Below are 14,193 nucleotides of genomic sequence, written 5' to 3'. Positions count from 1 at the left end.
TAGGGATTTCATATAAGCTAAATGAGTTTTTTTTCTTGGGTGCAAAATGAATATATATATAATCCTCAGTTTCCTGAGCGCCGCTAAGTGCGATTACACCAAGTTGAACTTTACCTTCAGACTTAACTATCCCTACGGGGGGATAAACAATATATCTATTCGTTGATATATTCCCAATAATAGAGCTGGGGCTACCCCCGGACACTATCCCAGCCCGATAGATATACTCATCCCCGCTGTGATTGACTATTTCTATAAACTCTTTATTACGAACAGACCGGTCTATAATAACTTCAGGAGGAGATACAGAGATTTCACCGCCATATACGTCACAGGGGAGCACTAATAACAGATAACTACATAACAACTGCCGATACATTTTTGACATACCCATAGTCATTTCTGTATCCAAAATTTATTTTATCGCCTAAATTCGCGCTAACTTTTAATAATTGCTTTTCATAAGGCCTAAGAAACTTAATATTATCATGAAAACCTACTGATTTTCCATTAACAGAAACGTTTACGAATGATATAGAGAAAGGAGTATTATTAAAAACTTCAATCTCATTTGAATTATGTCTCTTCCAAGAAACAGCAGCAAAATCAAACTCCATGCCTTTCAACTTTTCCGGTCGATAAATAAGAACAGACTTAAATCTATATGCAAGATTGAGTCTATTCTCTGGTAGGTTTTTATCTTTTTCCGGTACAGAATGGGCTACAGCCCAGAACACACTCTCTCTGTCATCAGGTAACGCTTCATTCTTTCTTAAACCCACCCTAAATGTCGATTTTTTGTTCATGCGCAGGACAAATGGCTGAGATAATATAGCCTCAGTTTTTTCTTTATCGAAATTCTCTACCCAAGTCTGAACAAGCCAAGATTTCTCACTCCCTGAGTTATCAAGCGTATAACCTCCCTTCTCTCCATGCATGATTATCCGCGATTCAGAAATGCCAAATGTAGAAATTTTTTTTTGCGCGGTTGCATAGCATGCATTTATAAACATGCAAAAAAATAAGATATAATATAACAACACTTTCATATATGTTCTATATCCTTACAGTCACCACATTTTACCGTGGTGACTGCTATTGAATAGATATTAATTAATAAGTCGTGATAGATACAGAAGCGGATGCATTAACATAACCAGCCGTTGGAGTTTGGTTCTCGATCCCTTTCAGGTATGCATCGAAACTAATGACTTGCTGTGGCCAAGCGGCATTATTATTGCCCGCATCAACAGAAGCTTCCATATCTGCTGGTTGACCTAAAGTTAGGTCTGTTCCGTTATTGATATGCGCTATCATCACGCCAACACCAGTTGCCTCAAGGCCATTACCCTGAGAAGTATTAGTAAGGTAGTTTCGTGATGAGTCTGACCCATTATTGTCTTCAAATGTCACTTGGAAACCTTGAGTTTGATCATCACAGTCAACTAAATTGATGCTGAAATTCTGACGAGGCCCCATGCCACCATTTTGCAGTGAAGCCACTTTGACCTCACCCATATTGACCGTCTGCTGCACGCTTGAAGTATCTAACTGGCAAGTGTTTGACGTCACGGAGCCACTGAAATCAACGGTAGCTACGCTCGCATCTGATGCAGTCACATCCGCCGCAGCAAATACTGACGACGAAACCCCCATACCCAGAGCAATAAATGCTGCATGAAGAGTTTTAATTTTCATAACAAAAAAATCCTTTCAGCTTAGAGTTAGAAAATAACTTAACTTAGAACGCGGTCATCCCCCGCATTCGCCAAAAATAATAAACAACACCACGCAAAAAAGGAGATAAATAAATAGCAAAACCGACACTAACAAACAAAAAAACAGGCATTATTGCTTTATATTTTTTTATAGTTTTTTTACGCGGCGAAATTATCGCATGTAAATCACATCTTTAAAATGTATATTACATTTACCGAACGCTATTTTTATAAAATCAACCATGAATGCAACGCATGCAAATGACAATACAATTACAGAAGATTGTAAATACTAGTACTATCAGGCCATAATTAGCATAAATAATCCAACATTCCCTTATACAACGAAAACTTACCACGCACTATTAATTACAATTAATATTCACTTGCTATTTTATAGGTAGAGAATGATAACTATTTATTTACTCCTTTTTTATGAAAGCGGTCTTCATTGTTAATGATAAATCTGAACCGTTCTTACTATCGATAGTACTGTAGGCCGAAGAATATGGTGAGTTGATGAAACTTATCAAACCAGGCAAGCCGACATAGACTGCCTTTATCGAGTGATTTAACTGGACATCCCGGGCCGAAACTTCTGTTTTATAGCTTCTAAGGAAGCTGCATAAATCCCGAAAAATAATGGAAAACTGACTGACAAAATACAATAGTAGTGCCCTCACGAATCCATGAGAAACCTGCCTCTGGAAGAATACTGACTGATGGCCGAGCAACTGGAGACCTGAAAAGTATAGGGAGATAAAATAGATATGCTTACACCATCTTCTGTGCGATGGTTATAATCGCTCAAACCGCTTTGAATTCACGAATAATTGTACTAATATGCAGCTAAATATGTAAAGCCACTTCAAAGCATCCTACAGCCTCAGAGAATTTAACGGGAACAATAAGATCCTGCGAGCTTAAACGCTCAATACTCCGTTTGCCTACGGCAGGGAAGAGGTGGTCTCTCCAGACTATTGAGCTCCCGCCGGCTATGCTATGGTCTTCCAACCATTTCTTGTTAGAAGCATGTCAATATCTGGCAACAGATTCAGAAATAATAGTTCCTTTTTACAGCACGTTTATACTCACGAGAATTAATACTGGCTACAACTTGCCTCCAGGCTTCACCTCGTTTCTTACGATCGTCGGTTAACGATGTTTCAGGATATACCCCTCGCGCCATTAGGTGCTGCTTACCACCAAAGCGAAAAAGGAACCGCCAGTATTTTGAGCCGTTAGGGTGAACCAGCAAAAACATGCCATCCCCATCGACATGGGTATACTCCTTTTCCAGCGGTTTTACAGAACGCTTTGATATCCGTCAGAGCCATAAAAGTTCTCCTTTCCTGTACCGCTGCGAGTATACGATCATTATCGACCCAGCCTATGTGCTCGGTTCTGCATTTACAAACGGCTTGATATGGGTTGACTCAGATTGACTTCTGTTGAAAGGAAAAGCGCAGAAAACCTTGCGATTACTGAATTTCAGACACAAAAAAAGCCGCTCTTGAGCGACTTGATTGTATCTTTTGGTGCCGAAGGCCGGACTCGAACCGGCACGTATTTCTACGGTTGATTTTGAATCAACTGCGTCTACCGATTTCGCCACTTCGGCACTGAAGGGATACGGAAACGTTGTGGATTATACCTGTCGATGGCCGCCATGCAAGCAGCAGCGTGTCTCCGCCACGCTAAGTGTCGAAAAAAACAGCGCCCGGCCTGCTCAGGAGCGTCTCAGGTCACATTTTCCCCTTCGCCTGCCCGGCAAGCTTACCCCGCTCGACCTCCCCTTCCCCTTCCCCTTCCTTCTTCGATTGCCCCGTCTGCCTGCCTCCTTCTGCCAAGCGTCGCCCCGCCCCATGCTCTACACTTTCTGTTTATCTACGCCAAACCAAGGAAATCGTGATGAGCACAATTAAAAGCTACGCCGCCAAAGAAGCGGGCGCCGATCTGTCGCTGTGGGAGTACGACGCGGGCGAACTCCTGCCGCAGGATGTCGAAGTACAGGTTGAATACTGCGGCATCTGCCACTCCGACCTGTCGATGATCGACAACGAATGGGGCATGTCGAGCTATCCGCTGGTTGCCGGCCATGAGGTGATTGGCCGCGTGGCGGCGCTGGGCAGCGCGGCGCAGGATAAAGGACTGAAAGTCGGCCAGAAGGTGGGCATCGGCTGGACGGCCCGCAGCTGCGGGCACTGCGATGCCTGCATCAGCGGCAACCAGATCAACTGCCTCGAAGGCTCGGTGCCAACCATCATCAACCGCGGCGGCTTTGCCGATAAGCTGCGCGCCGACTGGCAATGGGTGATCCCGCTGCCGGAGAGTATCGATATCGAATCCGCCGGCCCGATGCTGTGCGGCGGGATCACCGTCTTTAAACCGCTGCTGATGCACCACGTCACCGCCACCAGCCGCGTGGGCGTCATTGGTATCGGCGGCCTCGGCCATATCGCCATTAAGCTGCTGCGCGCCATGGGCGCCGAAGTGACTGCCTTCAGCTCCAGTCCGGCGAAAGAGCAGGAAGTGCTGGCGATGGGCGCCGATCGGGTGGTGAACAGCCGCGATCCTGAAGCCCTAAAAGCGCTGGCCGGCCAGTTCGATCTGATCATCAACACCGTGGCGGTGGATCTCGAATGGCAGCCGTACTTCGAAGCGCTGGCGTACGGCGGCAACTTCCATACCGTCGGCGCGGTGATGAAGCCGCTACAGGTTCCCGCCTTTACCCTGATTGGCGGCGACCGCAGCATCTCCGGTTCAGCTACCGGTAACCCGTCCGAGCTGCGCAAGCTGATGAAGTTTGCCGGACGCAGCAAAGTGGCCCCGACTACCGAGCTGTTCCCGATGTCGCAGATCAACGAGGCGCTGAAACACGTGCGCGAGGGTAAAGCCCGCTATCGCGTGGTGCTGAAAGCCGACTTCTAAACCCCCTTATCCGCCGGGCGGCGCGTCTGCCCGGCCTGTTCCCTCAGCCGGCGCCCGCTGAAGGTTCATTAAACGGTCATCTCCCCGCCATCCCCTTGCAGTCATTCGTTCTCACAATCCGGGCTTCCATAAACGCCTGAACGAGACGTCTGCCACCATGAGAAAAACCTGGCTCCCCTGGCTGATACTGTCGCCCTCCCTGCTGTTTTTACTGCTGTTTACCTGGTTCCCGCTGGGCCGTTCGGTGTACGACAGCCTGTTCGATACCCGCATGGCCAGCGACAACGCGCCGTTCGTCGGGTTGGATAACTTCGTCCGCCTGTTCGCCGATAACGTCTTCTGGCAGTCGCTGCTCAACAACCTGCTCTATATCCTGCTGACCGTGGTCCCCGGCGTGACGCTGGCCCTGCTGCTGGCCGTCGCGCTGAGCGAAAACCACCGCGTTAACCGCTGGCTGCGCACCGCCTTTTTCTTCCCGATGATTATCCCGATGGTCAGCGCCGCCGCGCTGTGGCTGTTTATCTTTATGCCCGGGCTCGGCCTGCTCGACCACTATCTGGCGAAGCTGTTCGGGCCGATGAACAACAACTGGCTGGGGCGCAGCAACAGCGCCCTGCTGGCGCTGGCGTTGATCGGCGTATGGAAGTTCGCCGGCTACTACATGCTGTTTTTCCTCGCCGGGTTGCAGAGCATCCCGGTCTCAACGCGTGAAGCGGCGATCATGGAAGGCGCCACCCGCAGCCAGGTGTTCTTTAAGGTGACGCTACCGCTGCTGCGCCCGACCCTGAGCTTCGTGATCACCACCGCGCTGATCTACTCCATCACCCAGATTGACCACGTGGCGGTGATGACCCGCGGCGGGCCGGATAATGCCACCACCGTGCTGCTCTACTACATCCAGAATCTGGCGTGGGATACCCACGACCTCGGCAAAGCCTCCGCCGCCACCTTCCTGACCCTGGCCGGGCTGTTCGCCTTCTCGCTGCTTAACCTCAAACTGCTGGAGAAAGGAGCCCACTATGAGCGCTGAAGCCTCGCCGCTGGTTGTTCGTTCGCCGGTCGCCTCACTACCGCTGTGGCTGCGCCTGCGTCGCTCGCAGCCGTTCACCCTCAGCGTGCTGATGTGCTGCCTGGCTCTGCTGTGGGTCAGCCCGTTTATCTGGATGCTGGCTACCGCGTTCAGCACCACCACCTTCGGCGAGGATATGGCCTCCCTGCTGCCGCGCCTGCCGCTGACGCTGGATAACTTCCGCGACGCCTGGGCCAGCGCCGACTGGCTAAGCCTCTACGCCAACACCCTTATTTTTACCTTCGGCACCTTCTTCGTGCAGCTGTTGACCATCACCACCGCCGGCTATGTCTTCGCCTGCCACCAGTTCCGCGGCAAGCAGACCCTGTTCCTGCTGTTCCTGGTCCAGCTGATGATCATGCCGGTGGTGATGATGGTGCCGAACATGCTGACTCTGAAGACCTTCGGCCTGCTCAACACCCTCACCGGGGTGATGATGCCCTACTTCACCTCGGCGTTCGGCGTGTTCCTGATGCGCCAGGCGTTCCTCGCCATCCCCAAAGAGCTGGAAGAAGCCGCGCTGATGGAGGGCTGCCGCTGGTGGCAGGTGCTGTTCCGCGTGCTGCTGCCGATGTCCTGGCCGTCGGTGCTGGCCTTCGCCACCGTCAGCATTACCTACCACTGGAACGAGTATCTGTGGCCGCTAATGATGCTCAACGATCCCGATAAGCAGGTGCTGACCGTGGGGCTGGTCTCCTTCGCCATGGGCGCCGAATCCGGCGGCCAGTGGGGCACCATCGGCGCCGGGACGCTGATGGTCTGCCTGCCGCTGATGCTGGCGTTCATCCTTTTCCAGAAACAGTTCCTGCGAAGCTTCGGCTTCTCCGGGATCAAATAAGGAGTTATCTATGCTGTTAGCCCAGATTTCCGATACCCATTTCCGCAGCCGCGGGCAGAAGCTGTACGGCTTTATCGACGTCAACGCCGCCAATGCCGACGTGGTCTCCCAGCTCAACGCCCTGGCGGAGCGCCCGGACGCGGTGGTGGTCAGCGGCGATATCGTCAACTGCGGCCGCCCGCAGGAGTACGAGGTTGCCCGCCAGATCCTCGGCAGCCTGAACTATCCGCTGTATCTGATCCCCGGCAATCACGACGATAAAGCCCTGTTTCTCGAATACCTGCATCCGCTGTGCCCGCAGCTCGGCAGCGACCCGCAGAACATGCATTACGCGGTGGACGACTTCGCCACCCGCCTGCTGTTTATCGACTCCAGCCGCGCCGGCACCTCCAGCGGCTGGCTGACCGACGAAACCATCAAATGGCTGGAGGCCCAGCTGTTCGACGGCGGCGATAAGCCGGCGACGGTGTTTATGCACCACCCGCCGCTGCCGCTGGGCAATGCCCAGATGGACCCCATCGCCTGCGAAAACGGCCATCGTCTGCTGGCGCTGGTGGAGCGCTTCCCTTCCCTGACGCGCATCTTCTGCGGTCATAACCATAGTCTGACCCTGACCCAGTATCGCCAGGCGATCATCTCCACCATCCCGGGAACGGTCCATCAGGTGCCCTATTTCCACGAAGACCGTCGCCCGTACTACGACCTGTCGCCGGCGTCGTGCCTGATGCACCGCCAGGTCGGCGAGCAGTGGGTCAGCTACCAGCACCCGCTGACCCACCACGCCGGGCCGTGGCTGTATGACGAAAACATCAGTTGCCCAACGGAAGAGCGTTAATTCTCATGCTTAGTTTGCAAAACATCAGTAAGCGTTTCGACGGTAAACCGGCCCTCGACGCCCTCTCCCTCGATATTCACGAAGGCGAATTCGTGGTGCTGGTCGGCCCCTCCGGCTGCGGCAAAAGCACCCTGCTGCGCCTGCTGGCCGGGCTGGAGCCGGTGAGCGAAGGCGAGATCTGGCTGCACGACCAGAACATCACCGCCCTGTCGCCGCGCGAGCGCAACTTCGCGATGATCTTCCAGAACTACGCCCTGTTCCCGCACCTGTCGGTGCAGGACAACATCACCTTCGGCATGAAGGTGCGGAAAGAAGATAAGGCCAGCTGGCAGCCGCGGGTCGATAAAGTGGCGCAGATGCTACAGCTGGAAACGCTGCTGGACCGCAAGCCGGCGAAGCTCTCCGGCGGCCAGCGCCAGCGGGTAGCGATGGCCCGCGCCATCGTGCGCAACCCGCGCCTGTTCCTGATGGACGAACCGCTCTCCAACCTCGACGCGCGTCTGCGCAGCGAAGTACGCGACAGCATCATGGATCTCCACCAGCAGCTAAAAACCAGCACCGTCTACGTCACCCACGATCAGACCGAGGCGATGTCGATGGCCGATCGCATCGTGGTGATGAACGGCGGCCACGTCCAGCAGGTCGGGCGGCCGGAGTATCTCTACGCCCATCCGGCCAACCTGTTCGTTGCCGGGTTTATCGGCTCACCGGCGATGAATCTGCTGTCGCTGCCCTGCGCCGACGGCGAGGTGCAGCTCGGCGACCTGCGCCATCCGCTGCCGCCGCGCTACCGTGACGAGTCCCGGGTCTGGTTCGGCATTCGTCCGGAACATATCAGCGATCGCGTGGAGGAGGGGCATCTGCGCCTCTGTGCCACCGTCCTGCAACGAGAACTGATGGGAGCCGATTATCTGCTTCACGTCAGCACCCCCATCGGCACCCTGCGCTTTAGCCGCCGCCATCGCGGCGCGGTGCCGGAGAAAGGCGACACGCTGATCCTCGGCTTCTCGCCTGCCGATATTCATCTTTTTCATGCTGAGCAACAGCACAATTTACTCCAGGAGATTGACCATGCTTAAACCTCTGACGGCTCTCGCGGTTGGGTTAAGCCTCGCGCTGAGCGGCGCGGCGCTGGCAAAAGAGAAGATCGATTTCATGTTCCCGGCGCCGGTAGACGGCAAGCTGACCATGGAGATGACCCGCGTCATCAAAGCCTTTAACGATTCACAGCAGGATGTCGAAGTGCGCGGGATCTTCACCGGCAACTACGACACCACCAAGATCAAAGCGGAATCGGCGCAGAAGGCCGGACAGCCGCCGGCATTGGTGATCATGTCCGCCAACTTCACCACCGATCTGGCGCTGAAGGATGAGATTCTGCCGATGGACGATCTGTTCCAGTATGGCGATCAAAAAGCGGGGGACTTCCTGGTCAAGGAGTTCTGGCCGGCAATGCATAAGAACGCCCAGGTGATGGGCACCACCTACGCTATTCCGTTCCATAACTCGACGCCGATCCTCTACTACAACAAAACGATGTTCGATCGAGCCGGGATCGCACAGCCGCCGCAGACCTGGGCCGAGCTGCTGGCGGATGCCAAAAAGCTGACCGACGAGAGCAAAGGCCAATGGGGGATCATGCTGCCGTCGACCAACGATGACTACGGCGGCTGGATCTTCTCGGCGCTGGTACGCGCCAACGGCGGAAAATACTTTAACGAAGACTATCCGGGCGAGGTCTACTACAACACGCCGACCACCATCGGGGCGCTGCGCTTCTGGCAGGATCTGATCTACAAAGACAAAGTGATGCCCTCCGGCGTGCTCAACTCGAAGCAGATCAGCGCCAGCTTCTTCTCCGGCAAGGTCGGGATGGCGATGCTCAGCACCGGCGCGCTGGGCTTTATGCGCGAGAACAGCAAAGATTTTGAGCTCGGGGTGGCGATGCTGCCGGCGAAAGAGCAGCGTGCGGTACCGATCGGCGGCGCCAGCCTGGTGAGCTTTAAAGGTATCAATGACGCGCAGAAGAAAGCGGCCTATCAGTTCCTGACTTATCTGGTGAGCCCGCAGGTCAACGGCGCGTGGAGCCGCTTCACCGGCTACTTCTCGCCGCGCAAAGCCTCGTACGATACGCCGGAGATGAAGGCCTATCTGCAGCAGGATCCGCGCGCGGCGATTGCTCTGGAGCAGCTGAAGTACGCCCATCCGTGGTACTCCACCTGGGAGACCGTCGCCGTGCGTAAAGCGATGGAGAACCAGCTGGCGGCGGTGGTTAACGATGCCAAAGTGACGCCGGAAGCGGCGGTGCAGGCGGCGCAGAAAGAGGCCGATACCCTGATGAAGCCGTACGTCGACAAAACCGCCCTCGCTGAGGTGAAGTAAGCCCCTTGTCGCTCCGGCGCCTCTCCCCGGTGGCGCGCTGCTTACCGGGGCTACTGACCAGCGCCGTATCGTAACCTCCCGCTGGCGTGACGCTTACCGGAGTTACTGACCAGCGCCGTACCGTAACCTCCCGCTGGCGCGACGCTTACCGGGGCTACTGACCAGCGCCGTACCGTAGCCCGGGCAAGGAGTTTACCCCGCCGCCCGGGAACCTCCCGCTGGCGCGACGCTTACCGGAGTTACTGACCAGCGCCGTACCGTAGCCCGGGCAAGGGGTTTACCCCGCCGCCCGGGAACCTGCTCCCCGAGGTGATATTGCTCGCCCTTTCCACGCCAGCCGTTTGATTTTTCAGCGTAAAAAGGGTACGTTTTCACCTTCCCCCCAGCGTGAGCAGTCTTGCATTATGCCTATTATTCAGTCTGTTGAACGAGCCCTGACGATCCTCGACCTGTTTAACGAACAAGCCACGGAACTGAAGATCACCGATATCAGCAAACAGATGGGCCTCAGTAAAAGCACCCTCCATTCGCTGCTCAAAACCTTACAGCTGCACGGCTATATCGATCAGAATCCGGAAAACGACAAATACCGCCTGGGCATGAAGCTGGTTGAACGCGGCCATTTTGTCGTAGGGACGATGGATATTCGCCAGAAGGCGAAAAGCTGGCTGACGGATCTCTCGCAGCGCACCGGGCAGACCACTCACCTCGGCATTCTTGACGGCCACGAAGGCGTCTACATCGAGAAAATCGAAGGCAGGCTCGCCGCCATCGCCTACTCGCGCATCGGCCGTCGGCTTCCCATCCACGCAACGGCGATCGGTAAGGTCCTGATCGCCTGGCTGAGCGAGGCGGAGCAAAATACTCTGCTGGAAGGCTATCAGTACACGCCGTTTACCCCCGCAACGCTGACCTCCCGCGAGGCGCTGCTGGCGGCGCTGGCGCAAACCCGCGCCCAGGGCTATGCGCAGGACAGCGAAGAGAATGAGCAGGGCGTGCGCTGCGTGGCGGTACCGGTGTGGAACCATGAATCGCGGGTCATTGCCGCACTGAGTCTGTCAACGCTCACCTCTCGCGTCGATGAGGCTGAGCTCGCGCGCTATCGCGCCTTGCTGGAAGAGGCCGGGCGCCAGCTATCGAAAGCGCTGGGCTACCCGGCCTGAGGGGTTATCCGACTACCGGCTCATAGCTGAAGTAGTCAAAGTCCGCATAGCAGCCGTCGCCGCTGATATCCTCGCAGTGCAGGCCGACAAAGGCGCCGGTAAAGAACCCGCGCCCGCCGATGTAATCGTCTGATAGCTTCCAGGCGGCATATTCCACCGGCACGGTGTGCCACTGCTCGCCGTCAAACGAGTAGCTGTAGCGATAGACGAGATGGTCGACGTCGACCCGGAGCCATATGCTCTGCGCGGCATCCGGTACCGCGATCGGGTGTTCATGCAGCGGCCACGACGGCACGTTATGATCGAGCTGCAACACCTTAATGGTTCTGCCCTGTCCCTCTTCATAGTCAACGAAGCAGTAGCTCCAGTTTTTGCTGTTGTAATAACAGGTTAATCCGGCGCTCTGTTGAAAATTCTGCGGGGCAAATTCCATTCGCGTTTCGGCGCGGAAGGCAAAGTGCTGCCAGCGCCGGGCGACGGTGGACTGGGTGAACGTCGAGTTGAGCGAATCGTTGCCGTACAGGCGCAGAAAGCCGGGACGGGCATTCAGCGACCCTAAGATGTCATCGAAGGGAATACGCAGCGTTTGCAGCTCCGGGTTGAGCGTCGGGCGGTTGAACTCTTCTCGCCAGCGCTCATCAGCCACGACACGACTTTCAGCCATTTGCGGCCCCGGCACGTTTAGCTGCGCGTGTTTGCCCCCTTCCACCGACGGCCAGCCGTCGTGCCAGGCGATGCGCGCGATGCCGGTTTCCCGCCCCAGCGAGCAGTAGCCGCGCCCGCCGGAGGCCAGCAGCGGCACACCGGGCAAGCGCTGCGGACGGCTGGTGAGATAGGCCATATACCATTCGCCGGTGTGGGTCTCCAGCAGCGAACCGTGGCCGCTTTTCTGCAGCGGATTTTCCGGCAGATGCCAGCTGGTCATCAGCGTCCCGTCCGGATGCAGTTCGTACGGCCCGTCGATATTTTTCGCTCTGAGCACCACCACCGCATGTTCATAACTGGTGCCGCCTTCGGCCACCAGCAGATAGTACCAGCCCTCTTTATGGTACAGATGGGCCCCTTCGGTATAGCGCAGCGCCGTGCCGGTAAACAGGGTTTTTCGCGTCTTCGACAGGGTCTGCGTCTGCGGGAAATACTCCTGCAGGACGATCGTACAGTGCGGGTCACTGTGGTGACGCGGCCCCCACGGGCGGTAAATATAATATTTACGCCCGTCCGAATCGTGAAACAGCGACGGGTCAAAGCCGCCGTTACCCATCGCGATCGGTTCACTCCACGGCCCCTCAATAGAGGGGGCGGTGACCAGATAGTTGCGACCGTTTTTCCACGGCGAGTCGACGATTTTCACATCGGTATACAGCAGCCAGAACAGCCCGTCGGCGTAGCTCAGACACGGCGCCCAGATCCCGCCGGAGTCGGGGTTGCCTTTCATATCCAGCATCGACACGCGATCCAGCGGCGTGCTCACCAGCGACCAGTTTTTCAAATCCCGCGAGTGGTAAATCCGCACTCCCGGAAACCACTCGAAGGTGGAGGTGGCGATGTAGTAATCCTCGCCCTGGCGACACATTGACGGATCCGGGTTAAAACCGGTCAGAATCGGGTTAGTTATCGTGTACATATTGCCTCCTGCTTAATGGGATGTCGCGGCAGCGGCGGCAGGGACGCCCTCTTCCTGCGCCGCGCGATGTTGACGTAACTGCTGGCTGATGGCCTCCACCCGGGCATCGGTCAGCTTGTAGAGTGAGAGCATGGTGAACATGCCGATATAGAGCACCACCGGCACCACGCAGAACAGGATTTTGATGGTGGTTAGCACCTCAACCGGCTGCACGCTGCTGCTGGCGGAGTAGTTCACGTAGGCCAGAATCCAGCCCACCACCGCGCCGCCAATGGCCAGGCCAATCTTCAGACTGAACAGATAGGTGGAAAAAACCAGTCCGTCGAGACGGCGGCCGCTGCGGCTTTCTTCGTAATCCACTACGTCTGAGGCCATCAGCCACTGCAGCGGCGTGGTGGTGTTGAAAACGAACAGGAAGACGATGTTGAGCGCGAAAATCAGCGCGATATAGTCAGCCGGGGTAACGAAAATCAGCAGGCTAATCAGGGAATAGACCACGATAATCCCTTTAAAGGCCTTCACCCGATCGAAGCGCCCGAGCAGGCGCGAAGAGGCCAGCGAACCGAACATGGTGGCGATGCTGCCGTAGAGCAGAAACTGCATCGCCAGCTCCGGGCGGTCCATCACGTATTTCACGAAGTAGAGCGTTGCCCCGCCGCGAACCACGTTGGAGCAGGTCGCCATCATTTTGAAAGCACACATGATTCGCCACTGAGTGTTGCCGAACAGCAGCTTAAGATCTTTCGCCACCGATGCGCCCGGCTGCACGTCGAAGGTATAGCGCTCTCTGGTCGTGAAGAAGCACACATACAGCAGCACGACGCCGGTCAGCCCGAGCACGCACATGGCGCCAAAGTAACCCACCTGCTCGTTGCCTTTGCCAATGATGCTCACCAGCGGCAGCGCAATCCCGCTAATCGCCAGCGATCCCGCGGCCGCGAGGAAAAAACGCCACGACTGCAGGGCATGGCGCTCTTTCGGATCCGCCGTAATCACCCCCGGCATCGCGCAATAGGGGACGTTAACGAAGGTGTAGACCAGCGTCAGCAGAATATAGGTCACGCAGGCATAGATAATTTTGCCCTGCGCGGAAAAGTCCGGCGTGTAGAAGGTCAGCATACAGACGATGCCGAACGGAATGGCGCCCCACAGCAGGAACGGGCGGAACTGGCCGTAGCGGGTACGGGTGCGGTCCACCAGCAGCCCCATCAGCGGATCGGTGACGGCATCCAGCACGCGGGAAACCAAAAACAGCGTGCCCATAATACCGGCGGAGAGGCCAAACACATCGGTGTAGAAATAGGCCAGCAGAAACATCGTCGCCTGCCAGACGAAACCGCACGCGGTATCGCCCAGCCCGTAGCCGATTTTATCTTTCATGGTTAATTGCATATTTATCCCCAACCCCAATGAGTGGAATGGCGCAAACGTCAGGGACCTGAAAAGGGAATACATACCCGCTGCAACGTCAGGAAATCACCCATTATACGTGTGCTTACTGTTCACGTTTTCGTGTTAATAGAGTGTAAGAAGATGTGCATTTTTACGGCAATGGTCATTTTTAATTTATGAATTATGTTTTTTGGTTTTTGTGATTGCCATCGTTATAAAAAAGGGAAGGCCATAATATTTT

General features: G+C 55.5%; 11 protein-coding genes, 1 tRNA gene and 1 pseudogene. 7 read left to right on the top strand and 6 right to left on the bottom strand.

Features of this window, described 5'->3' with window-relative positions; translation table 11 throughout:
* Nucleotides 1-356: 356 nt before the first annotated feature.
* The 4 genes and pseudogenes from ROR01S_RS11305 to ROR01S_RS11295 form a co-directional block, all read right to left on the bottom strand.
* Nucleotides 357-1,049 carry a fimbrial biogenesis chaperone gene (locus ROR01S_RS11305; RefSeq protein ID WP_064359480.1) on the bottom strand — a complete coding sequence of 231 codons (693 nt, stop codon included), beginning with the start codon at nucleotides 1,047-1,049 and terminating at the stop codon, nucleotides 357-359.
* Nucleotides 1,050-1,113: 64 nt separating this feature from the next.
* Nucleotides 1,114-1,698 (bottom strand): fimbrial protein, encoded by a 585-nt coding sequence (locus ROR01S_RS11300; RefSeq protein ID WP_064359479.1) that lies wholly within the window; start codon nucleotides 1,696-1,698, stop codon nucleotides 1,114-1,116.
* Nucleotides 1,699-2,579: 881 nt separating this feature from the next.
* A pseudogene (locus ROR01S_RS26810) lies at nucleotides 2,580-3,055 on the bottom strand (integrase arm-type DNA-binding domain-containing protein); the annotation flags it as partial.
* Nucleotides 3,056-3,254: 199 nt separating this feature from the next.
* Nucleotides 3,255-3,339 (bottom strand) — tRNA-Leu (locus ROR01S_RS11295).
* 290 nt (nucleotides 3,340-3,629) lie between these two features.
* On the opposite strand from ROR01S_RS11295, the gene ahr reads away from it, so the two are divergent.
* The 7 genes from ahr (at nucleotide 3,630) to ROR01S_RS11260 (ending at nucleotide 10,936) form a co-directional block, all read left to right on the top strand.
* On the top strand, nucleotides 3,630-4,649 hold the full coding sequence (gene ahr, locus ROR01S_RS11290; protein WP_015585286.1) for an NADPH-dependent aldehyde reductase Ahr: 1,020 nt from the start codon (nucleotides 3,630-3,632) through the stop codon (nucleotides 4,647-4,649).
* Between the two features lie 157 nt (nucleotides 4,650-4,806).
* Nucleotides 4,807-5,679: a carbohydrate ABC transporter permease gene (locus ROR01S_RS11285; protein ID WP_064357604.1), complete on the top strand. Its 873-nt coding sequence runs from the start codon at nucleotides 4,807-4,809 to the stop codon at nucleotides 5,677-5,679.
* On the top strand, nucleotides 5,669-6,556 hold the full coding sequence (locus tag ROR01S_RS11280) for a carbohydrate ABC transporter permease (protein ID WP_064359478.1): 888 nt from the start codon (nucleotides 5,669-5,671) through the stop codon (nucleotides 6,554-6,556). The genes ROR01S_RS11285 and ROR01S_RS11280 overlap by 11 nt, the downstream gene beginning before the upstream one ends.
* A gap of 10 nt (nucleotides 6,557-6,566) precedes the next feature.
* Nucleotides 6,567-7,391, top strand: coding sequence for a glycerophosphodiester phosphodiesterase GpdQ (gpdQ, locus tag ROR01S_RS11275; RefSeq protein ID WP_064359477.1), 825 nt, complete (start codon nucleotides 6,567-6,569; stop codon nucleotides 7,389-7,391).
* A 5-nt stretch (nucleotides 7,392-7,396) separates the two neighbouring features.
* Complete coding sequence (locus ROR01S_RS11270; RefSeq protein ID WP_048022985.1) at nucleotides 7,397-8,470, top strand: ABC transporter ATP-binding protein; 1,074 nt, start codon at nucleotides 7,397-7,399, stop codon at nucleotides 8,468-8,470.
* Nucleotides 8,463-9,773, top strand: a complete 1,311-nt coding sequence (locus ROR01S_RS11265; protein WP_064359476.1) for an ABC transporter substrate-binding protein — start codon at nucleotides 8,463-8,465, stop codon at nucleotides 9,771-9,773. The genes ROR01S_RS11270 and ROR01S_RS11265 overlap by 8 nt, the downstream gene beginning before the upstream one ends.
* Before the next feature lie 404 nt (nucleotides 9,774-10,177).
* Nucleotides 10,178-10,936, top strand: a complete 759-nt coding sequence (locus ROR01S_RS11260; RefSeq protein WP_004857393.1) for an IclR family transcriptional regulator — start codon at nucleotides 10,178-10,180, stop codon at nucleotides 10,934-10,936.
* Nucleotides 10,937-10,940: 4 nt separating this feature from the next.
* Here the strand turns inward: ROR01S_RS11260 and ROR01S_RS11255 are convergent, their stop codons facing one another.
* Both ROR01S_RS11255 and ROR01S_RS11250 read right to left on the bottom strand, forming a co-directional pair.
* Entirely contained in the window at nucleotides 10,941-12,560 is a 1,620-nt protein-coding gene (locus ROR01S_RS11255; protein WP_064359475.1) for a glycoside hydrolase family 43 protein, read from the bottom strand.
* 12 nt (nucleotides 12,561-12,572) lie between these two features.
* A complete protein-coding gene (locus ROR01S_RS11250) occupies nucleotides 12,573-13,952 on the bottom strand; it encodes a glycoside-pentoside-hexuronide (GPH):cation symporter (protein WP_064359474.1) in 1,380 nt (459 codons plus the stop codon).
* Between the last annotated feature and the right edge of the window lie 241 nt (nucleotides 13,953-14,193).

Origin of the sequence: Klebsiella ornithinolytica NBRC 105727 = ATCC 31898 (assembly GCF_001598295.1) — a bacterium.
Taxonomy (GTDB): domain Bacteria; phylum Pseudomonadota; class Gammaproteobacteria; order Enterobacterales; family Enterobacteriaceae; genus Klebsiella; species Klebsiella ornithinolytica.
The sequence above is the reverse complement of the archived record's forward strand: the minus strand, read 5'-3'. Positions and strand labels throughout refer to the sequence as shown.